Source organism: Mycobacterium sp. E1715 (assembly GCF_001667625.1).
Lineage (GTDB): Bacteria > Actinomycetota > Actinomycetes > Mycobacteriales > Mycobacteriaceae > Mycobacterium.
Genome location: NZ_LZJJ01000446.1, coordinates 1 through 19,915 on the forward strand (window position 1 = coordinate 1; position 19,915 = coordinate 19,915).

Genomic DNA, 19,915 nt, shown 5'->3' on the forward strand with positions numbered 1-19,915 from the left:
CGCCGTCCGGTCGGCGGCCATCTGCATGCCGTACATGATGAGTTCGACGGACGCGGTGATGGCGTCGTTGCTGGCGAACTCCGGATCCTGGTCGCCGACCATCTCGTTGGACCAGTGGAAGAGCTTCTTGCGGTCTTCCTGCGGCACACCCATCAACCCGGCAATCGCCTGCAACGGCAACTCGCACGAGACCTGCTCGACGAAGTCACCGCGCCCCTCCGCCGCCGCTTCCGCGACGATGCGCCGCGCCCGCTCGGCGAGGTCGTCGCGCAGGCGCTCGATGGCCCGGGGGGTGAACGCCCGCGAGATGATCTTGCGCAGCCGAGTGTGTTGCGGCGCATCCATGTTGAGCAGGACGAACTTGCCGCGTTCGACTTGTTCGCCGACCGTTCCGTCCTTGTAGCGCGGCAGCGCGGTGTTTTTCAGGCTGGAGAAGACGTCGCTGCGTAGCGAGACCTCTTTGACGTCCTTGTGCTTGGACACCACCCAGAAGCCGCCGTCGTCGAATCCGCCGGCCCCGATCGGTTGTTCGTTCCACCAGATCGGCGCGGTCCGCCGCAGTTCGGCCAGTTCCTCCACCGGCAACCGCTCGGCGTGGATGTCCGGATCGGTGAAGTCGAATCCGGGAGGAAGATTGGGGACCGGCTTGGCGGTTGGCTCGACGGTTGGCATTGCCCGCTCCTCGATGACGAAGTGGTCTAGTCGTCTTTGTGCAAATAAACCATTGCCGCACCACGGTTGGGAAGCGTTGACACAAGATCGCCGGGCACAAATTGAAACGTGTTCCTCGTTCTCGGGCCGCTTGGCCGATACGGTCTTGTGGCCCGCGTCTCGATGGATATGCTTTGGTGCAGGTCACCGGCGACGACAGGCGGGGTGGAACATGATTCGGGAACTGCTCAGCGCCGCTTCGATAGCGGGCATCGCGATCGGCATGGCGCCGAGCGCCGCAGCCGGGTACGACGGCGACGTGCCAGGCATGAACTATCAGGCCTCGTTGGGCGCGCCGTGCGACAACTACGAGCGCTTCATCTTCGGTCGGGGCCCCAGCGGCCAGGCCGAGGCGTGCCACTTCCCCCCGCCGAACCAGTTCCCCGCGGCCACCACCGGGTATTGGGTCATCTCCTACCCCCTGTACGGGGTGCAGCAGGCCGGCGCGAAGTGCCCTGGACCGCAGGCGGCGGCGCAGTCGGATCGCGGGCTGCCGATGCTGTGCCTGGGGGCGCAGGGTTGGCAAGAGGGCTGGTTCACCGGGGCGGGATTCTTCCCTCCGGCCGGATGAGCGGCTGAGTCATGAACGACGGCCGGCCCGGCGAGACCCTCGTCCCGCGCTGGCTTCGGTTCGTCCTCGCGTCCGATCGTGCCGGCTCGGCGTGGTACATCGGGACGGGATTCTTTTTCGCGCCGGTCCTCGCAGTGCTGTCGCCGTGGCCCGCGGTCACCGCCGTGCTGTGGGGAATCATCGGGCTGGCCGGGCTGTGGCTCGGCCTGCTGGGGATCGCGATGGCCGTCGGCCTGGCCCGAATCTTGCGGTCCGGGGCCGAAATCCCCGAGGACTACTGGCGCAGCCTGGTGAACTACTAGCCCGGCGCACCCCGGCTAGAGTCATAGCAACTGTCCTGCGACCAAAGGAGACTCGAGATGGCTTTCAACCCGAAGGATGCGGTCGACGCGGCCAAGGACATCGCGACCAACGCGGTCGAAAAGGCCTCCGACATCGTCGAACACGCCAGCGACATCATCCGCGGTGACATCTCCGGCGGCGCCAGCGGGATCGTTCAGAACTCGATCGAGATCGGCACGTACGCGGTCGACAGGACGAGGGAGATGTTCAGCGGCCGCGACGCGCTCGACGACGACGAGGTCTAGTTCCGCCGTCAGACCGACGCGGCCTCGTTGAGTTCGTCAAGCCGGTTGGTCGCTTCCAGGTATTCCTGCACCCAGCGCTCGATGACGGTCGCCGTCTTCTCCACCTTGGTGAACTGACCGACGATCTGACCGACCGGATTGAACGCGACGTCCACGCTCTCGTTCGGGTACCGGTTGGTGGCCCGCACCGCCATGCCGGAGACCATGTACTGCAACGGCATACCGAGCGGCTTCGGGTTGTCCGGCTGCTCCCACGCCTCGGTCCAGTCGTTGCGCAACATGCGGGCCGGCTTACCGGTGAACGACCGGCTGCGAACGGTGTCCCGGCTGCCCGCCTTGACGTACGCCTGCTGCTGAACCGGCGTGTTCGAGGATTCCTCGACCATCAGCCACTGCGAGCCCGTCCATGCGCCTTGGGCCCCCAGCGCCAACGCCGCGGCGATCTGCTGGCCGCTGCCGATACCGCCGGCCGCCAGCACCGGCACGGGGGCGACTTCCTTGACCACCTGCGGCCACAACACGATTGAGCCCACCTCACCGCAGTGGCCGCCGGCCTCGCCGCCCTGGGCGATGATGATGTCGACGCCCGCGTCCGCGTGCTTGCGGGCCTGCGACGGCGAGCCGCACAGCGCGGCGACTTTGAGCCCGGCCTCGTGGATGTGCTTGATCATGTCGGGCGGGGGAGTGCCGAGCGCGTTGGCGATCATCTTCACCTTCGGGTGCTTCAGCGCCACCTCGACCTGGGGCGTGGCGGTCGCCTCGGTCCACCCGAGCAGCTGCAGGCTGTCGCCGTCGCTGTCCTCGATCGGCACGCCGTGGTCGGCGAGGATCTTCTTGCCGAAGTCGAGGTGTTCCTGGGGCACCATCTTGCGCAGCGTCTCGGCGAGCTCTTCGGCCGAGAGGTGCGAGTCCATGCCCTCGTACTTGTTCGGGATGACGATGTCGACGCCGTAGGGGTGGTCGCCGATGTTCTCGTCAATCCAGTTGAGTTCGATCTCCAGCTGCTCGGGCGTGAAGCCGACCGCGCCGAGGACGCCGAACCCCCCGGCCTTGCTGACCGCCACCACGACATCACGGCAGTGGGTGAACGCGAAAATCGGAAACTCAATACCAAGCTCATCGCAGATGGCGGTGTGCATGCCTACTCCTGGGGCGCGGAACCGAAGCTCAACAAATTGAAACGTGTTCTAGTTTAGTACGAACCGCATTGACGTGGCCAGCGGGTCTTGACCTGCGTTTTGTCACTACGACCCGTCGGCCCCGTCAGAGTGCGGCGCTCCGCACGACCCACAGCGCCACGAACGCGAACATGCAGCCGGCACACACCAGGTGATCCCGGCAGACGGAGCGCGCCAGCCGGGTCTGCTCGGGCGGATCGTCCGCGCGCCGCCCCAGCCGCACCGCGTCGGGGACCGTTTGCGTCAGCGCGAGCATGATCGGAAGCCCGGCCAGGACGACCGACAGTGCCAGCAGCCACCACGGCTCCGGCCCCAGCGCGGACTGGTAGGTCAACGCCGCCACCAGGATCACCATGACGGCGGCGATCAGCCGATTCATCGGGCGAGACGTGGTGGTGGCGCGATGGTAGTAAGCCGCGATGGAAGCGAGCACCTCCTCGGGCAGATCGGCTGGCGGAGAACGGAATCGGAGCACCTGCACATCGAAGATCAGATCCATCCACAAGACTGCGAGCAGGAATCCGGCGCAGGCCGTGAGCAACGAGGCCATGGCGCTCCTCCATCTCCGTGCCACTGGGAGCACGCGTCGACGTGCACCCATTGTTTCCCAGCCCCACGTCGAAATGGAATCACTTCTGCCACTTGAGTTTCAGCGGCGATCGGGGCGAGCGGGATCAGACAGCTCAAACTCGTCATTCAGGGGCCGCTCGACATCCGTCTGGTCGCCGAACGGATTGTTGTCGGTGGCCCGCCGTACTATTCGAACATGCGATCGAGTGACCATGAGGAGATCGCCGCGGACTATGCCGCGCTGAGCGATGTCGTTTCCCGCATTCTCGGCCACTCCTACGATGCGCTGACCACTCCGGAAAGATTCGCCCACCTCGAAATGCTCGAACGCGAGATGCGGCGGCTCCCGGCGGCCGGGCACGAGCTGATCAACCAGATCGACGGCCAGGCCACCCCGGCCGAACTCGGCGGCAAGTTCGCGCACGTGCTGGCGGACCGGCTGCACATCACCCGCGGGGAAGCCACCCGCCGGATCACCGACGCCCGCGCCCTGGGCACGCGGCGGGCGCTGACCGGGGAGCCGCTGGCGCCGCGGTATCCGGCCGCCGCGGCCGCCCAGCGCGCCGGCCATATCGGCGCGTCCCACCTCACGGTCATCCACCGCTTCTTCGACGAGCTGCCCGGCTGGGTCGACGCGCCCACCCGCGAGGCCGCGGAGGCCGACCTCGCTCGCTGGGCCGGCGCTCATCGCCCAGAAAGTCTGCGCAAAGTCGCCGATCGCATCACCTGCTACCTCAACCCCGACGGACAGTTCACCGACCAGGACCGCGCGCGGCGCCGCGGACTGACCCTGGGAACCCAAGACAGCGGCGGCATGTCACGCCTCAGCGGCTGGCTGACCCCCGAAGCCCGCGCCACGTGGGAAGCGGTGCTGGCCAAACTCGCCGCACCCGGCATGTGCAACCCAGAGGACGACGCCCCGGTGGTCGACGGGCCGCCCAGCGAGGAAGCCGTGCAGCGCGACGCCCGCACCGCGCCGCAGCGGAACCACGACGGCCTCAACGCCGCGCTGAGAGCAACGCTGGCAAGCGGCAAACTGGGCCGGCACAACGGCCTACCGGCGGCCATCGTCGTGACCACCACACTCGCGGACTTGGAAGCCGCTTCGGGCAAGGGCTTGACGGGCGGGGGCACCATCTTGCCGATGTCCGACGTGATCCGCCTGGCCCGCCACGCCCACCATTACCTGGCGATCTTCGACAAGGGCAAGGCGGTCGCGCTGTATCACGCCAAACGGCTGGCCTCGGCGGGCCAGCGAATTGTCTTGTACGCCAACGATCGCGGCTGCTCGGCGCCCGGCTGCGACGTCGCCGGCTACTACTGCGAAGTCCACCACGTCGAAGACTGGGCCCACACGCACCGCACCGACATCGACCAGCTCACGCTGGCCTGCGGACCCCACCACCGGCTCCTCGAAAAGGGCTGGACCACCCGAAAACGCGCCAACGGCAAAACCGAATGGATCCCGCCGCCGCACTTCGACCGCGGCCAGCCCCGCACCAACACCTTCCACCACCCCGAAAAGCTGATGTCGGACGGGGACGAGGACGTCGACCCGCCGTAGCGATCGGACTATTGATCCGCTCCGTGGCCAGCGGGTAGCGTAGTGCTGCCAATTACGACACCGCACGTCGCGTAATTGGGTTACCCCCGTCTCCGAGAGGATCGGCTCGATGCGCAGCGCCTATGCCGGCGATCCCTTCACCACGTCCACGGCGGAGATCGAGGCCGCCCTCGCGGACGTCAGCATCCCGACGCTGTTGCTTTCGCTGGTGCACATCACCGGTGACCCGCGGTTCATCCGCGACTTCAAACAGATGGGCGTCTTCCTCAACGAGATTCAGGGGTTCATGTCCGAGGAGGACAAGGCGCGGGCCCGCGCGGCGGCCCTGCCGGCGATCATCGACTATCGGGACCGCGGTTGCCCAGAGCCAAAGCCCCTGAGCCTCGACCTCATTCGGGAGATGATGGACTGGGCGGCCTGCGAGCACGTGCCCGACGATTACCTGCCGCTGATCCTGGAAGAGATGGACCTCGACGGCGTCGATCCCCGCCGCCCCCATGCCCTGCCGGCCGACGGCGCGGCGGACATGCCGGTCCTCGTCGTCGGCTGCGGCGAATCGGGCATCCTGGCCGGAATCCGGCTCAAGCAGGCAAACATTCCGTTCACCATCGTGGAGAAGAACGCCGGACCGGGCGGAACATGGTGGGAGAACAGCTATCCCGGTGCGCGCGTCGACGTCGCGAACCACTTCTATTGCTACAGCTTCGAACCCAATAACGACTGGACGCATTTCTTCGCCGAACAACACGAACTGCAGGACTACTTCACGAAGGTCATGGCGAAGCACGACCTGGCCGAGCACGTGCTGTGGAACACCGAGGTGCTGGCCGCCGAGTGGGTCGACGACGACGCCACCTGGAGCATCCGGCTGCGCGGCGCCGAGGGCCAGACGAGCACCGTGCGCGCGCGAGCCCTGATCACCGCGGTCGGCCAGCTGAACCGGCCGAACATCCCCCACTTCGACGGCGCCGACAGCTTCGCGGGGCCGTCATTTCACTCCGCCGCCTGGGACCACTCGGTCGACCTGCGCGGCAAGCGGGTCGCGCTGATCGGCGCCGGCGCCAGCGGCTTCCAGATCGCCCCCAGCATCGCCCCGGAGGTCGAGCACCTCACCGTGTTCCAGCGGACCGCGCAGTGGATGTTCCCCAACCCGATGTACCACGACGAGGTCGGCGAGGGCATGCGCTGGGCCATGCGCCACCTGCCGTTCTATGGACGGTGGTACCGGTTTCTGGTGCTCTGGCCCGGGTCCGACAAGGGCCTGGACGCCGCGGAAAGCGACCCGAACTACGCCGACCAGGACCACGCCGTCAGCGACATCAACGCCGCCGCCCAGATGATGTTCTCCCAGTGGATCACCAGCCAGGTCGGTGAAGGGGACGAACTGCTGGGCAAGGTGATGCCGGACTATCCCGCCTGCGGCAAACGGACCCTGCAGGACAACGGCAGCTGGCTGCAGACGTTGCGACGCGACAACGTCGACCTGGTGCGCACGCCCATCCGGCGGATCACCCCACACGGCATCGTCACCCAAGACGGCGAGACGCACGAGGCCGACATCATCGTGTACGCCACGGGATTCCGGCACACCGACGTGTTGTGGCCGCTGAAGATCACCGGCCGCGACGGGGTCGACCTGCGCGAGATGTGGGGGAGCCGTCCGTACGCCTACCTCGGCATCACAGTCCCGAAGTTCCCCAACTTGTTCATCATCTACGGGCCCGGGACCCACCTCGCCCACGGTGGCAGCCTGATCTTCCAGTCCGAACTGCAGATGCGCTACATCGACCAGTGCCTGGCGCGGCTGGCCGAAGGGGACGTGCACTCGCTGGAGCCGAAGCCCGACGCCGCCGCCGCGTGGCATGAGCGGACGCAGACCCAGATCAAGAAGATGGTGTGGGCGCACCCCGCGGTCAAACACTCCTACTTCAAGAACGCCGACGGGGAGATCCACACCGTCAGTCCGTGGCGCCTCAACGAGTACTGGGCGGCGGTCCGCGAGCCCGATTGGTCCCAATTCGTGGTACGGCAAGGGAAGTGAGCACGCCAGCATGCGCACGGTAGTCGTCGACGGGCCCCGCGCCATCCGGGTGGAAAACCGGCCAGATCCCGCCCTTCCCGGCCCCGACGGAGCGATCGTCCAGGTCACCGCTGCCGGCATCTGCGGTTCCGACCTGCACTTCTACGAGGCCGATTTCCCGATGCCCGAGCCGATCGCGCTGGGACATGAAGCGATCGGCACCGTGGTGGAGGCGGGCCCGCAGGTGCGCACCGTCAAGGTGGGCGACCTCGTCATGGTGTCGTCGGTGACCGGGTGCGGCGCCTGCGCAGGCTGCGCCACCCGCGATCCGGTCTTGTGCCACAACGGGTTCCAGATATTCGGCGGCGGCTTGCTCGGTGGCGCGCAGGCCGATCTGCTGGCCGTGCCCGCCGCCGACTTCCAGCTGCTGAAGATGCCGGAATCGATCAGCACCGAACAGGCGCTGCTGCTCACCGACAACCTCGCCACCGGCTGGGCGGCGGCGCAACGCGCCGACATCCCGTTCGGCGGCACCGTGGCGGTCATCGGCTTGGGCGCTGTCGGACTGTGCTCGCTGCGCAGCGCGCTGTTCCAAGGCGCCGCAACAGTTTTCGCGGTCGATCAGGTGGACGGGCGGCTGGACCGCGCCGCCAAGTGGGGGGCGACACCCCTGAAGGCCCCCGCGGTCGGGGCCATCCTCGACGCCACCGGTGGCCGCGGCGCGGACGCGGTGATCGATGCCGTCGCCACGGACGCCTCCCTGACGGACGCTCTCAATGCGGTGCGAGCGGGCGGTACCGTCTCGGTTGTCGGCGTGCACGACATGAATCCGTTCCCGCTCAACGCCCTGGGCTGCCTGATCCGCAGCATCACCCTGCGGATGACGACCGCGCCCGTGCAGCGCACCTGGCCGGAATTGATCCCGCTGCTGCAGTCCGGGCGGCTGGATGTCGACGGCATCTTCACGACGACGCTGCCGCTGGACGAGGCAGCGAAGGGCTACGCCACGGCGGCGTCTCGGTCGGGCGACGACGTGAAGATCCTGCTTACGCCGTAGCCCGCTACCGGGTGGCCGTTATGTATTGGGACCGCATGAAACTGTCGATCTTGACGTCGACGTCCGGCGGGGTCATTCCGTAGCCGGCCTGCAAGTCGAGCGTGCTGCGGACGGGATCGACCGACCAACCGTGGGCGGCCAGCCGTTCCGCGGGGTCCGTCTGGGGCTCGTAGGTCAGGGCGGAAAAGTCGACGTCGCCGGACATGTTGACGCCGGGATGGGCCGTCTCCAGGGCCTCGAGTTGGTCATGGTCGAGGCGGGAACCCAACGCCCCGATGGCGATTCGGCTGCCGGGCGCGCTGAGTCCGCTGATCCGGGTGAAAAGCGTGTTCTGGGCCTCGTCGGTCAGGTAGGGCAGCACGCCCTCCACCGACCAGGCGCTGGGCCGCTCCACGTCGAAGCCCGCGTCCTCCAGGGCTCTGGACCAGTCGGCGCGCAGGTCGGCCGCGACCTCGACCCGGGGGGCCTTGGGTTTGGCGCCGTGCTGGGCGAGCACGTGGGCCTTGAACTCCAGCACCTTCGGTAGATCGACCTCGAAAATCCTTGTGCCCTGGACCCATTCGAGCCGATACGCGCGGGAGTCCAGACCGGCGGCGACGATCACCGCCTGGCGGATGCCCGCGGCGCCGGCCTCGACGAAGAAGTCGTCGAAGAACCGCGTCTGCACGCCGTAGAGGCGAGGAAAGGCCAGCTCGTCTTCGGAGGTCCCCGGGTTTGCGAGCTTGGCCGCCAAGTAGGGGTCTCGCGACGCTTCGATGAAAACCTTGGCGTAGTCATCCCGGACGAGTGGTCGCGGGCTCAGCGCGTGGAGCGCGCGCCATCCGGCCACCAGCAGGGCGGTGTAACCCACGCTGCTGACGATGTCCCAGTTGTCGTCGTCGGAACGGAGCGACCCAAACTCAGGCGTCGGGCTCATGATCGCCCCTCCCATCAACAATCGGCCCCGGCAAGAGACGTATCCAACGTACCCGTCGGTTCAGAGTTCGAGGAGCACCGTGACGGGACCGTCATTGACCAGTTCGACCTGCATGCTCGCACCGAACACCCCGGTCTGGACCTCGGCGCCCAGCCGCCGCAGCGCGTCGGCGAACGCCGCGACCAGCGGCTCGGCTGCTCCGCCCGGCGCGGCCGCGTTCCACGACGGCCGTCGGCCCTTGGCGGTGTCGGCGTAGAGGGTGAACTGGCTGACCACCAGTATGGGCGCGCCAACGTCGGCCGCCGATCGTTCGTCGTCGAGAATCCGCAAATACCAGAGCTTTTCAGCGAGCCGGCGCGCCCTGTCGAGATCATCGCCGTGGGTGACGCCCACGAAGGCCAACAAGCCCTGACCGGCCGGCCGAATGGCGCCCACCACTGCACCGTCGACCGCCACCGTCGCCGACGTCACCCGCTGCACCAGGACCCGCATGGGCCTTGATGCTGCCAGGCCGGGCCGGAAGAGCTTGGGTAGGCTCGTTGGATGTCTGTGCTCGTGGCGTTCTCCGTCACCCCGATGGGGGTGGGCGAGGGCGTCGGCGAGATCGTCGCCGAAGCGGTTGGGGTGGTCCGCGAATCCGGCCTGCCCAACCGGACGGATTCGATGTTCACCGTCATCGAGGGCGAAACCTGGGAAGAGGTGATGGGGGTCGTACAGCGCGCCGTGGAGGCGGTCGCCGCCCGCGCGCCCCGGGTCAGCACGGTGATCAAGGCGGACTGGCGGGCCGGGGTCAGCGACGCGATCACGCAGAAGGTCGCCACCGTCGAGCGTTACCTCGAAGGCGGCTAACCCAGAACGCCTCGCTCGGCTATGCCTTCTCGCGCTGCCAGTAGGCTCATGCCGGTGAGCGCACGCGCAGGCATCGTCGTCACCGGAACCGAAGTCCTCACCGGACGCGTCCAAGATGCGAACGGTCCCTGGATCGCGGATCGCCTCCTGGAGCTGGGCGTCGAGCTGGCGCACATCACGATCTGCGGCGACCGCGCCAAAGACATCGAGGCGCAGCTGCGCTTCATGGCGGAACAAGGCATGGACCTGATCGTCACCAGCGGCGGCCTGGGCCCGACGGCCGACGACATGACGGTCGAGGTGGTGGCGCGCTTCTGCGGCCGCGACTTGGTGCTGGACGACGAGACCGAGAACAAGATCGCGAACATCCTCAAGAAGCTGATGGCCCGCTTCGAGGGCGTCGACTTCGACGCGGTGCGCGCCGCCAACCGCAAGCAGGCGATGATTCCCGCCGGAGCGCAGGTGCTCGACCCGGTGGGCACCGCGCCCGGTGTGGTCGTCCCCGGCAAGCCGACGGTCATCGTCCTTCCGGGCCCGCCGCGCGAGCTGCAGCCGATGTGGAGCCGGGCCATCGAGACGCCCGCGGCGCAGCAGGCGATCGCCGGCCGAACGCTCTATCGGCAGGAAACCGTGCGAATGTTCGGGCTGCCCGAATCGGGTCTGGCCGAGACGTTGCGCGACGCCGAGACGTCGGTGCCGGGCTTCGAGTCGCTCGAGATCACCACCTGCCTACGGCGGGGCGAGGTCGAGATGGTGACGCGCTACGAGCCGGACGCCGCAGCCAGCTACGCGAAACTGATGCAGCTGGTGCGCGACAAGCACTCTCAGCAGCTCTTCTCCGAGGACGGCTCCACGGTCGACGACCTGGTGGCCCGGGCGCTGGCCGGCCGCCGGATCGCAACGGCCGAATCCTGCACGGCGGGGCTGCTGGCCGCGCGGCTGACCGACCGCCCCGGATCGTCGGACTACGTCGCCGGCGGGGTGGTGTCCTACTCGAACGAGGCGAAGGCGGAGCTGCTCGGCGTTGACCCGGCGCTGATCGAGGCGCACGGAGCGGTGTCCGAGCCGGTGGCCGAGGCGATGGCGGCCGGCGCCATCCGCCGCTTCGGCGCGGACACCGCCGTCGCGATCACCGGCATCGCAGGCCCCGGCGGTGGCACACCCGAAAAACCCGTCGGGACGGTCTGTTTCAACGTGACCCTCATCGACGGCCGCAAGGACACCCGAACCCTGCGGCTGCCCGGCAACCGCTCCGACATCCGGGAGCGCTCGACGACCGTGGCGATGCACCTGCTGCTGCGACTGCTCAGCGCGGCCGACTAGGAGCGACGCCCGATCACGTCATTTCGGTTGGCAGAAACGCGCTTTCGGCGGTGCCGAAGCGGATGCCCGTGGCGTCCTTGCCGATCAGCGTCAGGAACGCGACCGCGATCAGCACCGGCACGATCGTCGCCGCCAGGGCGAAGGGATACCCGTGCGACTCGGCAAGGCGCTCTTGAATGGGTAGGTTGAACGCCGCCAACAGGTTTCCCAACTGGTAGGTGACGCCGGGGTACAGGCCGCGGATCGCGTCCGGCGACATCTCGGTCAGGTGGGCGGGGATTACGCCCCACGCGCCCTGCACGAATAGCTGCATCAGGAATGAACCGAGGCACAGCATCGCCGCCGTGCGCGAGTAGGCGAACAGCGGCACGATCGGCAGGCCGAGCATCGCGCAGAAGATGATGGTGTAGCGGCGGCTGAACCGCTGTGACAGCGTGCCGAAGACAAGCCCGCCGATGATGGCGCCGATGTTGTAGACGATCACGATCAATTTGACGGTAGCGCTGGACAGGCCGGCGCCGTGGTTGGCGGTCGAGGTCAGGAAGGTCGGGTAGACGTCCTGGGTGCCGTGGCTCATCCAGTTGAATGCCGTCATCAGCAGCACCAGGTAGAAGAATCGGCGGATGATCGCCCCGTCGCGCAGCACGTCGCGGATCCTGGTGCTGGTCAGTTTCATCTGATCCTGCGCGGCTTCCCAGACCTCGGACTCCTCCACGCGGTAACGGATGATCAGGCTGACCAGAGCGGGGACGATACTCAGCGCGAACAGCCACCGCCACGACAACCCGAGCCAGTTCATCACCACCAGCGAGGCGACGCTCGCCAGCAGGTAGCCGAACGCGTAGCCCTCCTGGAGCAACCCGGAAAAGAAGCCTCGTCGCTCGACGGGAACCTTTTCCATCGCCAGCGCGGCGCCCAGGCCCCACTCACCGCCCATGCCGATGCCATAGAGCAGCCGCAGGATCACCAGCACGGTGAAGTTGGGTGCGAACGCGCACAGGAAGCCCACCACGGAGTAGAACATCACGTCCACCATCAGCGGGAGCCGGCGCCCGACACGGTCGGCCCACAACCCGAACAGCAGCGCGCCGACGGGACGCATGATCAGGGTGGCGGTGGTGACGAAGGCGACCTCTGCCTTGCTGTGGTGAAAGGTCTTGGCGATGTCGGCGTAGACGAGCACGACGATGAAGTAGTCGAAGGCGTCCATCGTCCAGCCCAGCAACGCCGCGACGAACGAGTTCCGCTGATCGGCGGTCAGCTTGTTTCGAGGACTTTGTGTTGTCACGTTGAGCATCGTGGCCTACCGGGCGCGCGATGGCGAGTCTTTCTGCCCGCGTGCCACGACGGCGGGTTTCACACCGCGCTCATCCCACCAACCTCCGCAGCCCTTGCCGATAGGCGTAGAGGCTGTGGCGCCATAGTGCGCCGGGACCGCCGCTGTTGATGTAGATCGCGGCGCCGACGTGCTCGTAGGGGCACGGCGGTAGCAGCGGAATGAGATCCGAATAGTTCACCACGCGGTCGCAGAGCCGTTTCCACATGCAATCCGCGAGAGTAAGTTCCGGATACATGCGCATCATCGACGCCGACGGACACGTCGCCGAGAATCCCTCGCTGGCGATCGAAGCGATCAAACGCTGGCCGCAGTACGTCAAGCCCAGCACCGACGGGCGGATGCGGTTGACGTTCGAAGGCCGCAACTACCCGGAGGACCGGGGCCCGGGTGCGGGGTGTCCGCCGGAGCACGGCATCAGCGATGCGCCCGACATCAACTGTCGATCCACCGAGGGCGTGCTGGGCGACGCCGACCGCGACCACATCGACACGATGGTGCTGTACCCGAGCCTCGGCCTGTGCGCGCCCACCCTCGAGGATCCCGAGTTCGCCGCCGGGTTCGCCCGGCTCTACAACCAGTGGATCGCGGATTACTGCGCACCGTCGGGTGGACGGTTGCGGGGCGTCGCCGTGACCCCGATCGAGCATGGCCAGGCGGCGATCGACGTCATGACCGAAGCGAAAGACCTTGGGCTGGTGGCGACCCTGGTGCCGCCGGCGCTCAAGACGCGAAACCTCGACCACCCCGACCTCGACCCCTTCTACGCCGCGGCGGTGGATCTGGAGATGCCGTTGGGCATCCACGGCGCCCCGGGCATTCACCTGCCGAAGATCGGCGTGGACCGGTTCACCAATTACATTCAGGTGCATTGCATCAGTTTTCCGTTCGACCAGATGACGGCGATGACGGCGTTGGTGTCCGGCGGTGTCTTCGAGCGCCACCCGCAGTTGCGCGTCGCCTTCCTCGAGGCCGGCGCGGGGTGGGTCCCGTTCTTCATGGATCGCCTGCACGAGCACTACGAGAAGCGAGGCGACTGGGTCGAACGCGGCTGGCGCCGCGATCCGCACGAATATCTGGCCGCGGGCAATATCTGGGTGACGTGCGAGCCGGAGGAGCCCATCCTGCCCGGGGTGATCGACGTGCTAGGCGCCGACTTCATCATGTTCGCCAGCGACTACCCGCACTGGGACGGCGAATGGCCGGAAAGCACCAAGCACCTGCGGACCCGCCCGGACATCAGCGACGAGGCGCGCGAAAAAATTGGTGGGCTGAACGCGCAGCGCTTCTACAACCTGAATTAGGTTCTGCTGGTTGGCGACTGGCAACCAGCGACCGGTGTCGGCTCAATGATGGTCGCGGATGTACCGCGTTGTCGCCGGCCTCCCGCACAAACGTCGTGTCAAGCGACCCGATAGCCTCGGACGATACCGAAATTTGCGTCGAGACGAGGTTCTGCATGGCTGACAAGTGGTTCTCCGACATCAGCGCGCCGGGACAATTGACCCTTGCGGACGTCTGCGACCAGATCGAGGAGAAAATCCATCTCAATGCGGACAACCAGAGACCCCCGCAGGAGTTTCCCGACTGGGAGTCCTGTGTGGCGGATCGGGACGCCACCATTGCCAAGTTGAGCGCCGCCGTCGTCAACCTCTGCCAGATGGTGAAGCACTTGGCGTCGCAGCGCGGTGACGCTTAGCGCGGCGGTGAGCTGAACGGCTGCCGTTCTCGCACCGGTGGTGAGAGGATCGTGGGCATGGGCCCCTTTCTGCTTCGCGCCGCACTGACCGGTTTCGCCTTGTGGCTGGTGACGAAATTCGTGCACGGGATCACGTTCGTCGGCGGTGACACGAAGCTTCAGCGGGTCGGCATCATCTTCGTCGTCGCCGTCATCTTCGGTTTGGTCAACGCGTTCATCAAGCCGATCGTCCAGATTCTGTCCATCCCGCTCTACATCCTCACCCTTGGGTTGTTCCACATCGTCGTCAACGCGCTGATGTTGTGGCTCACCGCCCGCATCACCGAGCACACCACGCACTGGGGTCTGCAGATCGATCACTTCTGGTGGACGGCGATCTGGGCGGCGATCGTGTTGTCCATCGTGAGCTGGCTGCTGTCGCTGGTGATTCGCGACGTGGGCCGCCGCACCCGGGCCTGAGGGCTCAGCGGCCCTGCCAGCGCGGTGGTCGTTTTTCGGCGAAGGCGCGCGGCCCCTCCTTGGCGTCCTGCGTCTCGAAAATGCGGTCGCTGTGCCGGGTTTCGTTGTCATACGCCGACTCGAGGTCGAGCGCCAACCCCTCGACGGCGGACTGCTTCGTCGCGTACACCGCCAGCGGTGCGTTCGCCGCGATGCGCTCGGCGTAGTCGTACGCGGTGTCCATCAGCCGCTCCGGCGGCACCACCCGATTGATCAGCCCCATCGCCAGGGCGCGGTCCGCGTCCACCATGTCGGCGGTCAGCAGCAGTTCCATCGCCAACGGGTAGGGCATTTGCCGCGGCAGTCGCACGGTGCTACCGCCGCCGGCGAAGAGGCCACGCTTGGGCTCCATCACCGCAAAGCGCGCGGCGGGTACTGCGATCCGGATGTCGGTGGAGCTCAGCATCTCGAAGCCGCCCGCGACGCAGGTGCCATTGATCGCGGCGACGATCGGCTTGTAGACGGGAAACCGGTGCAGGACGGCGTGAATGGCGTCTTCCTTGTTCCACCCTTCCGGCTGCGGTAGTTCGCCCGTGAGTTCGGGAATGAACTTTTTCAGGTCCGCACCCGTGCAAAAGTCTTGCCCCACCCCGGTAATCACCGCCACCCACGCGTCGGCGTCGTCGCGGAACGCCTCCCACGCTTGGGCCAGGTCGCGGAAATGCGCCATGTCCAGCGAGTTGCGTGTCTCGGGGCGGTTGATCGTGATGGTGGCGATGTGCGCGTCCAGCGCGTAGTCGATGCTCACTGCGCCGCCTGGCCGGCCAGCCGGACCACGTCGCGCGCGCAACCCCACGACAAGGTCACGCCGTTGCCGCCGTGGCCGTAGTTGTGGATGCACCAAGCCTCGCCGTGGACACCATCCAGCGGCTCGCCCTCCACCCGCACCGTGGGACGGTCGGGGCGCAGCGCGGTGATGATCTCTATCACCTGTGCTTCGGCCAGGCGGGGCTCGATCTGCCTGCAGCGCTGCAGGATTCGCTCGGTCACATCGGGATCCGCGGCGGTGTCCCAGCGCCCGGCGACGCTGATGCCGCCGCACACCACCCGCTGAGGATGGGGGAAATAGCAGGTCCATTCCGGGCCGCCGTCGAACTCCAGAAACAGTTGGCGCAGACCGGGATTGGTGAGCACCACGTGCTGGCCGAACAGTGGGCGCACGCTGTCGTCACCGCTCAGCCGTCCCGCGGCGAGGCCGGTGCAGTTAACCACGATCGGCGCGGCGTCGGCGGCCTCGGCCAGCGACCGCACCGGATGCACCTCGATGTCGCAGCCGGCCGCGGCCAGTCGCCGGGTCAGGTAGTCGAGATAGTGCGGCATGTCGATCATCGGCAGCGTTGCTCGGAAGCCGTTGGCGAAGCCGTCCGGGAGGTCGGCCGGATCGGCCGGCCGCAGGTCGGGGATCAGCGCCGCCGCGGACGACATCGCCTCCGTGGCCGTCAATTCACCGACGGCCATCGCCGGGGCCAGTTGGACGCCGGAGCCGGGATCGTCGGCGAGTTCGCTGAAGACCCGCAGCGAGTGCGTGGTCCACGCCAGGGTGTCGCCGGCCCGCGCCGCGGGCCGCGGCGGCAGCCACACCGCGCCGGCCACTTTCGACGTCGTCTGCTGCGGCAGGGCGGCCGTCCAGACTCGCACCGGCCAGCCAGCCTCGGCCAGGCACACGGCCGACGTCAGCCCGCTGACTCCCGCACCGACGACGACGATCTGTTGCGCATTGGCCACGGCGCCACCGTAACGAAACCGGGCGAAACCGCGTCAGCGCTCGTCAGGAATGGGGAGGCTGCTGCCCGCCCTGACCGCCGAGCAATCCGTTGAGGATCCCGAGCGTGCCCTGCACGCTGCCGGGCGCTGCGGTGGGGGGCAGGGCGGCGTCCGGGGTCAGCTGCCAGGGTTGACAACCCGAGGTCTTGAACGCCTTATCGGTCGGGTCGATCTGCACCACCTGTGGCTTCTTGCTCATCGCGTTGTCGATGATGTTGCCGTCGGGGTTGCCCGTCCGCTTCCAGTAGCAGGTGCCGTTGTTGACGGGGCCGCCCGAGCTGTAGATGCCGGGGGCAATGTCGGAGCCGACGTTGTAGATGCCGTCCTTGTCGATCGTCGTCTTCGGTCCCGGTGCCGGTGTGGCGGCGGGTGAGGCTCCGGGGGAGGCCGCGGGTGAGGGCGCCGACGAGGCGGCCGGCGCGGGCGCCGGCGAGGCAGATGATGGAGGCGGGCCCGGTGGGGGCCCCTGCGAGGCTGCCGGCGACGGTGACGGCGCAGGCGTCTGGTCCGGGTCGGCCCCCGCGAACCCCGCCGAGGCGGTCCAACCCGCGATCATCAGTCCCGCGACGGCCAACCGTGCCGCGGTAGGAACACCAGCCTCAAACCCCATAGCACGCCAGCGTACCGGGGCGGGCACCGTAAATCACACAATGCGGCATACGCCGGTCGCCCCCGTCGGGCACGTTAGCCCTGGTCGGAACCTTTAAGTCAGGCGCCGAACGCGGCCGGCATAGCCGAGCGCATGCTCGTACGTCTTGAGGTTGTCGCGAGAAATGCGCGCGTGCACGGGCCGTTCGAGAAGGAACCGGGCCACCGGGTTGTAGGCGTGGTAGGTCTCGTGGAAGGTCAGCACGGTGGTCCCGTCCGGCTGCTCGTCGAGCCGGTGGTAGCCCTCGGCCCGGGACCAGAGCGGCGCGCCGACGGCCACGTACCGCGACAGCTTGTTCTTCTCGGCCTCCGTGACGGTTTCCCACGACCGCGCCCGGCCGCCCGACAGCAGGTACTTGGGCACCTCGTAGACGCAGGTGCGGACCAGGCCCTCGCCGGCCTCGTTGCCCTCGTTGAGGATCTCCATGCTGCCGCCGGGCCACTCGAGGACGCGCGGCCGCGGCGCGTCGGGCGGGGCGGGCGGATGCAGCACCCGCCACACCTTCGCCGGTGGCGCGTCGACGTGAAACCGCACGGTGTAGGACTGCATCAGCCCCAGCCGTCCCAGAACGTGACGGTCTCGGCGGGCGGGCGCGCGGCGGGCCGGAAGTCGGTGCCGATGGTGTAGGCCACCGGGAACAACGCGGCCTGGGTGACCGTGTCGGGGATGCCGAGCAGCTCGGCGACCTCCCGCTCCTTGGCCAGGTGCATCGTCGTCCACACCGAACCCAGCCCCCGGGACCGCAGGGCGAGCAGGAAGCTCCAGCCCGCCGGGATGATCGACGCCCAGGCCGACGCGGCGACCAGCAGGTTGGAGTTGTCGATGCGGTTGGCCAGGCAGGGGATCACATGCACGGGAACCTTGCCCAGCGTGTCGGTCAGGGCGAACGCGCTGGCGTACACCCGCCGGGTCTGGGGGTCCGACGCCTCCTTGGCGGCGTGCGCCAGATACTCGGCACCGACGCTGCGGTAGATCTCGGCGATCGCGGCGCGCTTGTCGGCATCGGTGATCACCAGCCACCGCCAGTCCTGCGTGTTGCTCGCGGTGGGCGCCTGCATCGCGAGCCGGATGCATTCGAGGATCACGTCGCGGCCGACCGGGCGGTCGAGGTCGAGGCGCTTGCGCACCGACCGCGTCGTCGTCAGCAGTTCGTCGACCGTGGCCAGGTCCATCCAGTGTTCCTCACTAGAGATCGATTGCGCAGGACTGATCGACACCCAGCACGGTCAACGACCGGCCCAGGCCGAGAAACACCGCGACGCAGAGGGTCAGGTCGAGGATCTCGGCGTCGGAGAAGGACTCCCGCAGCCGCTCGAAGAAGCCGTCGTCCAGGGAGGCATGGTCGGTGGCGAAGCGCTCGGCGAATTCGATCGCGAGCCGCTGGCGCGGCGTGTAGCCGGGGTAGCTCGCGTACGCGGCGACGTTGTCGTAGAGCTCCGCTGCGACGCCGGCGTCCAGCACCGACTGCGCCCGGAATCCGGAGCAGGCGACGCAGTCGTTGATCTGCGCGATCCGCATCCTGGCCAGCTCGCGCTCGTCGGCGGGCAACACGCTCTGCTGATAGGCGCCCCGGATCATCCGCTCCACCATGTCGCCGAGTTGCGGCCGCAGCGTCCAGATCATCGCGGCTTCGCCGCCCGGGCCATCCGGCACGGTGAGACGGGCCATCGGCGACTCCTGCCCGGTGAGGTAGTTACTGAGTCGAGCAAACCAGTTCGCCCCCCGGCTGTCCAGGGTGCCGCAAAACCGCCCATGGACACGACAACTCCACGGCGTTAGCGTCCGTTGGACGGGGGCGCTCACGGCCGAGCGCGCCCGGTGGGAGGTCTCGGCATGCTGTTCATGCACGAGGTGCACAAGGTCCGCGGCCGCTGCGAAGACGACTTCGAGGCCGCCTTCCGGCGGGGCTGGCTGCCCATGCTCGCCGCCGGCGATGACGCCCGGTTGCTCTGGTACGCCGACCACGCCCAGGGCAGCGGCCCGTCCTACACCGTCGTGACCGTCACCGCGGTCCGCGACGGCGCCGCGTGGGAGCGCCTGGCGCTGCGGGTGCAACAGGGCGATCTGCGGGGCTGGATGCGCGAGCTGGACGAACTGCGCTACGACGTCGAGGCCAAGCTGATGGCACCACTGCCGTGGTCGCCGCTGCGGGAGCTGCCGCTGGGGGAGGTGCCGGTCGACGGTCAGGAGCACGAACTCAGCCTCTACATGGAAGACACCATGTGGCCCTTCCCGGGCAAGTTCGAGGAATACATCGAGCGCAGCGGTGACGTGTACGCCCAAAGCCTGGACCGGCCGTCGTCAATGCTGTTGATCCAGGCGGCTTTTCAGCCCGCACTGGGCAGCCACTTGCATCGCGAGGTCGTCCTGATGCAGCGCATCGAGCGGCCCGAACGGCTTCTGGCGCTGCTGCAGACCCGCATTCCCGCCGAATACCGGGCCCCGGGCACCTGGATGCACGACGCCCTCGACCTGCGGGACCAGTGGACCAGCCGCCTGCTGCGCACCTCCGCGTGGTCACCCCTGTACTGAGCCGCGCGCATGAATATCGGAACAATGCTCGAGGCCGCCGAGGCGGCTGACCCCGCTCGCGTGGCGCTCATCATCGATGGGGCCGCGATCG

24 protein-coding genes and 1 pseudogene are annotated in these 19,915 nt (G+C 67.7%); 12 read left to right on the plus strand and 13 right to left on the minus strand.

Annotated features, from left to right (window positions below; translation table 11 throughout):
- Positions 1 to 672 (minus strand): annotated as a pseudogene (locus A9X03_RS21950) (cytochrome P450); the annotation flags it as partial.
- A 211-nt stretch (positions 673 to 883) separates the two neighbouring features.
- Here A9X03_RS21950 and A9X03_RS21955 point away from each other — a divergent pair.
- The 3 genes from A9X03_RS21955 to A9X03_RS21965 are packed head-to-tail and all read left to right on the plus strand — an operon-like array spanning position 884 to position 1,869.
- A complete protein-coding gene (locus tag A9X03_RS21955; RefSeq protein WP_067750056.1) occupies positions 884 to 1,282 on the plus strand; it encodes a hypothetical protein in 399 nt (132 codons plus the stop codon).
- 11 nt (positions 1,283 to 1,293) lie between these two features.
- On the plus strand, positions 1,294 to 1,584 hold the full coding sequence (locus A9X03_RS21960) for a hypothetical protein (RefSeq protein ID WP_067750058.1): 291 nt from the start codon (positions 1,294 to 1,296) through the stop codon (positions 1,582 to 1,584).
- Between the two features lie 57 nt (positions 1,585 to 1,641).
- Positions 1,642 to 1,869 (plus strand): hypothetical protein, encoded by a 228-nt coding sequence (locus A9X03_RS21965; protein WP_067750059.1) that lies wholly within the window; start codon positions 1,642 to 1,644, stop codon positions 1,867 to 1,869.
- A gap of 8 nt (positions 1,870 to 1,877) precedes the next feature.
- On the opposite strand, the gene A9X03_RS21970 is transcribed toward A9X03_RS21965, so the two are convergent.
- Together A9X03_RS21970 and A9X03_RS21975 are read right to left on the minus strand one after the other, a co-directional pair.
- On the minus strand, positions 1,878 to 3,008 hold the full coding sequence (locus A9X03_RS21970; RefSeq protein ID WP_068262957.1) for a nitronate monooxygenase: 1,131 nt from the start codon (positions 3,006 to 3,008) through the stop codon (positions 1,878 to 1,880).
- A gap of 124 nt (positions 3,009 to 3,132) precedes the next feature.
- Positions 3,133 to 3,597 carry a hypothetical protein gene (locus A9X03_RS21975; RefSeq protein WP_067750065.1) on the minus strand — a complete coding sequence of 155 codons (465 nt, stop codon included), beginning with the start codon at positions 3,595 to 3,597 and terminating at the stop codon, positions 3,133 to 3,135.
- 216 nt (positions 3,598 to 3,813) lie between these two features.
- Between A9X03_RS21975 and A9X03_RS21980 the strand changes: the two genes are divergently transcribed.
- The 3 genes from A9X03_RS21980 to A9X03_RS21990 all read left to right on the plus strand — a co-directional run bounded on the left by A9X03_RS21980 (position 3,814) and on the right by A9X03_RS21990 (position 8,258).
- The gene (locus A9X03_RS21980; RefSeq protein WP_068262961.1) at positions 3,814 to 5,181 is read left to right on the plus strand and encodes an HNH endonuclease signature motif containing protein; all 1,368 of its coding nucleotides are present in this window, start codon (positions 3,814 to 3,816) and stop codon (positions 5,179 to 5,181) included.
- A 109-nt stretch (positions 5,182 to 5,290) separates the two neighbouring features.
- A complete protein-coding gene (locus tag A9X03_RS21985) occupies positions 5,291 to 7,222 on the plus strand; it encodes an NAD(P)/FAD-dependent oxidoreductase (protein WP_068262964.1) in 1,932 nt (643 codons plus the stop codon).
- 10 nt (positions 7,223 to 7,232) lie between these two features.
- Positions 7,233 to 8,258: an alcohol dehydrogenase catalytic domain-containing protein gene (locus A9X03_RS21990; protein ID WP_067890319.1), complete on the plus strand. Its 1,026-nt coding sequence runs from the start codon at positions 7,233 to 7,235 to the stop codon at positions 8,256 to 8,258.
- A gap of 4 nt (positions 8,259 to 8,262) precedes the next feature.
- On the opposite strand, the gene A9X03_RS21995 is transcribed toward A9X03_RS21990, so the two are convergent.
- Entirely contained in the window at positions 8,263 to 9,174 is a 912-nt protein-coding gene (locus A9X03_RS21995; RefSeq protein ID WP_067750075.1) for a class I SAM-dependent methyltransferase, read from the minus strand.
- A 60-nt stretch (positions 9,175 to 9,234) separates the two neighbouring features.
- A complete protein-coding gene (gene dtd, locus A9X03_RS22000) occupies positions 9,235 to 9,666 on the minus strand; it encodes a D-aminoacyl-tRNA deacylase (protein WP_067750077.1) in 432 nt (143 codons plus the stop codon).
- A gap of 51 nt (positions 9,667 to 9,717) precedes the next feature.
- Between dtd and A9X03_RS22005 the strand changes: the two genes are divergently transcribed.
- Both A9X03_RS22005 and A9X03_RS22010 read left to right on the plus strand, forming a co-directional pair.
- Positions 9,718 to 10,023, plus strand: coding sequence for an MTH1187 family thiamine-binding protein (locus A9X03_RS22005; RefSeq protein ID WP_067890316.1), 306 nt, complete (start codon positions 9,718 to 9,720; stop codon positions 10,021 to 10,023).
- A gap of 48 nt (positions 10,024 to 10,071) precedes the next feature.
- Positions 10,072 to 11,346, plus strand: a complete 1,275-nt coding sequence (locus A9X03_RS22010) for a competence/damage-inducible protein A (protein WP_067890313.1) — start codon at positions 10,072 to 10,074, stop codon at positions 11,344 to 11,346.
- 13 nt (positions 11,347 to 11,359) lie between these two features.
- On the opposite strand, the gene A9X03_RS22015 is transcribed toward A9X03_RS22010, so the two are convergent.
- Together A9X03_RS22015 and A9X03_RS22020 are read right to left on the minus strand one after the other, a co-directional pair.
- Complete coding sequence (locus A9X03_RS22015; protein ID WP_369807395.1) at positions 11,360 to 12,556, minus strand: MFS transporter; 1,197 nt, start codon at positions 12,554 to 12,556, stop codon at positions 11,360 to 11,362.
- 157 nt (positions 12,557 to 12,713) lie between these two features.
- Positions 12,714 to 12,890 (minus strand): hypothetical protein, encoded by a 177-nt coding sequence (locus A9X03_RS22020; protein WP_156675525.1) that lies wholly within the window; start codon positions 12,888 to 12,890, stop codon positions 12,714 to 12,716.
- Between the two features lie 28 nt (positions 12,891 to 12,918).
- Between A9X03_RS22020 and A9X03_RS22025 the strand changes: the two genes are divergently transcribed.
- The 3 genes from A9X03_RS22025 to A9X03_RS22035 all read left to right on the plus strand — a co-directional run bounded on the left by A9X03_RS22025 (position 12,919) and on the right by A9X03_RS22035 (position 14,840).
- On the plus strand, positions 12,919 to 13,986 hold the full coding sequence (locus tag A9X03_RS22025) for an amidohydrolase family protein (RefSeq protein ID WP_067890310.1): 1,068 nt from the start codon (positions 12,919 to 12,921) through the stop codon (positions 13,984 to 13,986).
- 155 nt (positions 13,987 to 14,141) lie between these two features.
- Positions 14,142 to 14,381 (plus strand): hypothetical protein, encoded by a 240-nt coding sequence (locus tag A9X03_RS22030; RefSeq protein WP_067778451.1) that lies wholly within the window; start codon positions 14,142 to 14,144, stop codon positions 14,379 to 14,381.
- A gap of 57 nt (positions 14,382 to 14,438) precedes the next feature.
- On the plus strand, positions 14,439 to 14,840 hold the full coding sequence (locus A9X03_RS22035; protein WP_067890306.1) for a phage holin family protein: 402 nt from the start codon (positions 14,439 to 14,441) through the stop codon (positions 14,838 to 14,840).
- 4 nt (positions 14,841 to 14,844) lie between these two features.
- On the opposite strand, the gene A9X03_RS22040 is transcribed toward A9X03_RS22035, so the two are convergent.
- The 6 genes from A9X03_RS22040 to A9X03_RS22065 all read right to left on the minus strand — a co-directional run bounded on the left by A9X03_RS22040 (position 14,845) and on the right by A9X03_RS22065 (position 18,960).
- Positions 14,845 to 15,627 (minus strand): enoyl-CoA hydratase/isomerase family protein, encoded by a 783-nt coding sequence (locus tag A9X03_RS22040; RefSeq protein ID WP_068262970.1) that lies wholly within the window; start codon positions 15,625 to 15,627, stop codon positions 14,845 to 14,847.
- Positions 15,624 to 16,604 (minus strand): FAD-dependent oxidoreductase, encoded by a 981-nt coding sequence (locus A9X03_RS22045; RefSeq protein ID WP_068262982.1) that lies wholly within the window; start codon positions 16,602 to 16,604, stop codon positions 15,624 to 15,626. The genes A9X03_RS22040 and A9X03_RS22045 overlap by 4 nt, the downstream gene beginning before the upstream one ends.
- A 43-nt stretch (positions 16,605 to 16,647) precedes the next feature.
- Positions 16,648 to 17,217: a hypothetical protein gene (locus A9X03_RS22050; RefSeq protein ID WP_231969174.1), complete on the minus strand. Its 570-nt coding sequence runs from the start codon at positions 17,215 to 17,217 to the stop codon at positions 16,648 to 16,650.
- 129 nt (positions 17,218 to 17,346) lie between these two features.
- The gene (locus A9X03_RS22055; RefSeq protein ID WP_068262986.1) at positions 17,347 to 17,841 is read right to left on the minus strand and encodes an SRPBCC family protein; all 495 of its coding nucleotides are present in this window, start codon (positions 17,839 to 17,841) and stop codon (positions 17,347 to 17,349) included.
- Positions 17,841 to 18,464, minus strand: coding sequence for a nitroreductase family protein (locus tag A9X03_RS22060; RefSeq protein ID WP_067750093.1), 624 nt, complete (start codon positions 18,462 to 18,464; stop codon positions 17,841 to 17,843). Before A9X03_RS22060 ends, A9X03_RS22055 begins: the two co-directional genes overlap by 1 nt.
- Before the next feature lie 13 nt (positions 18,465 to 18,477).
- Positions 18,478 to 18,960: a carboxymuconolactone decarboxylase family protein gene (locus tag A9X03_RS22065; protein WP_067784926.1), complete on the minus strand. Its 483-nt coding sequence runs from the start codon at positions 18,958 to 18,960 to the stop codon at positions 18,478 to 18,480.
- Between the two features lie 165 nt (positions 18,961 to 19,125).
- Here A9X03_RS22065 and A9X03_RS22070 point away from each other — a divergent pair, with 165 nt between their 5' ends.
- Positions 19,126 to 19,824 carry a hypothetical protein gene (locus tag A9X03_RS22070; RefSeq protein WP_067750098.1) on the plus strand — a complete coding sequence of 233 codons (699 nt, stop codon included), beginning with the start codon at positions 19,126 to 19,128 and terminating at the stop codon, positions 19,822 to 19,824.
- The last annotated feature ends 91 nt before the right edge of the window (positions 19,825 to 19,915 follow it).

Excerpts from the sequence above, each read along its gene's own strand:
- A9X03_RS22055 (WP_068262986.1), bottom strand. The coding sequence starts at position 17,841 with ATGCAGTCCTACACCGTGCGGTTTCACGTCGACGCGCCACCGGCGAAG.
- A9X03_RS22020 (WP_156675525.1), bottom strand. The coding sequence starts at position 12,890 with ATGTGGAAACGGCTCTGCGACCGCGTGGTGAACTATTCGGATCTCATT.
- A9X03_RS22065 (WP_067784926.1), bottom strand. The coding sequence starts at position 18,960 with ATGGCCCGTCTCACCGTGCCGGATGGCCCGGGCGGCGAAGCCGCGATG.
- A9X03_RS22005 (WP_067890316.1), top strand. The coding sequence starts at position 9,718 with ATGTCTGTGCTCGTGGCGTTCTCCGTCACCCCGATGGGGGTGGGCGAG.
- A9X03_RS21990 (WP_067890319.1), top strand. The coding sequence starts at position 7,233 with ATGCGCACGGTAGTCGTCGACGGGCCCCGCGCCATCCGGGTGGAAAAC.
- dtd (WP_067750077.1), bottom strand. The coding sequence starts at position 9,666 with ATGCGGGTCCTGGTGCAGCGGGTGACGTCGGCGACGGTGGCGGTCGAC.
- A9X03_RS22015 (WP_369807395.1), bottom strand. The coding sequence starts at position 12,556 with ATGGACGCCTTCGACTACTTCATCGTCGTGCTCGTCTACGCCGACATC.
- A9X03_RS21985 (WP_068262964.1), top strand. The coding sequence starts at position 5,291 with ATGCGCAGCGCCTATGCCGGCGATCCCTTCACCACGTCCACGGCGGAG.
- A9X03_RS21960 (WP_067750058.1), top strand. The coding sequence starts at position 1,294 with ATGAACGACGGCCGGCCCGGCGAGACCCTCGTCCCGCGCTGGCTTCGG.
- A9X03_RS21980 (WP_068262961.1), top strand. The coding sequence starts at position 3,814 with ATGCGATCGAGTGACCATGAGGAGATCGCCGCGGACTATGCCGCGCTG.
- A9X03_RS22060 (WP_067750093.1), bottom strand. The coding sequence starts at position 18,464 with ATGGACCTGGCCACGGTCGACGAACTGCTGACGACGACGCGGTCGGTG.
- A9X03_RS22010 (WP_067890313.1), top strand. The coding sequence starts at position 10,072 with ATGCCGGTGAGCGCACGCGCAGGCATCGTCGTCACCGGAACCGAAGTC.
- A9X03_RS21970 (WP_068262957.1), bottom strand. The coding sequence starts at position 3,008 with ATGCACACCGCCATCTGCGATGAGCTTGGTATTGAGTTTCCGATTTTC.
- A9X03_RS21955 (WP_067750056.1), top strand. The coding sequence starts at position 884 with ATGATTCGGGAACTGCTCAGCGCCGCTTCGATAGCGGGCATCGCGATC.
- A9X03_RS21965 (WP_067750059.1), top strand. The coding sequence starts at position 1,642 with ATGGCTTTCAACCCGAAGGATGCGGTCGACGCGGCCAAGGACATCGCG.
- A9X03_RS22025 (WP_067890310.1), top strand. The coding sequence starts at position 12,919 with ATGCGCATCATCGACGCCGACGGACACGTCGCCGAGAATCCCTCGCTG.
- A9X03_RS22070 (WP_067750098.1), top strand. The coding sequence starts at position 19,126 with ATGCTGTTCATGCACGAGGTGCACAAGGTCCGCGGCCGCTGCGAAGAC.
- A9X03_RS21975 (WP_067750065.1), bottom strand. The coding sequence starts at position 3,597 with ATGGCCTCGTTGCTCACGGCCTGCGCCGGATTCCTGCTCGCAGTCTTG.
- A9X03_RS21995 (WP_067750075.1), bottom strand. The coding sequence starts at position 9,174 with ATGAGCCCGACGCCTGAGTTTGGGTCGCTCCGTTCCGACGACGACAAC.
- A9X03_RS22030 (WP_067778451.1), top strand. The coding sequence starts at position 14,142 with ATGGCTGACAAGTGGTTCTCCGACATCAGCGCGCCGGGACAATTGACC.
- A9X03_RS22035 (WP_067890306.1), top strand. The coding sequence starts at position 14,439 with ATGGGCCCCTTTCTGCTTCGCGCCGCACTGACCGGTTTCGCCTTGTGG.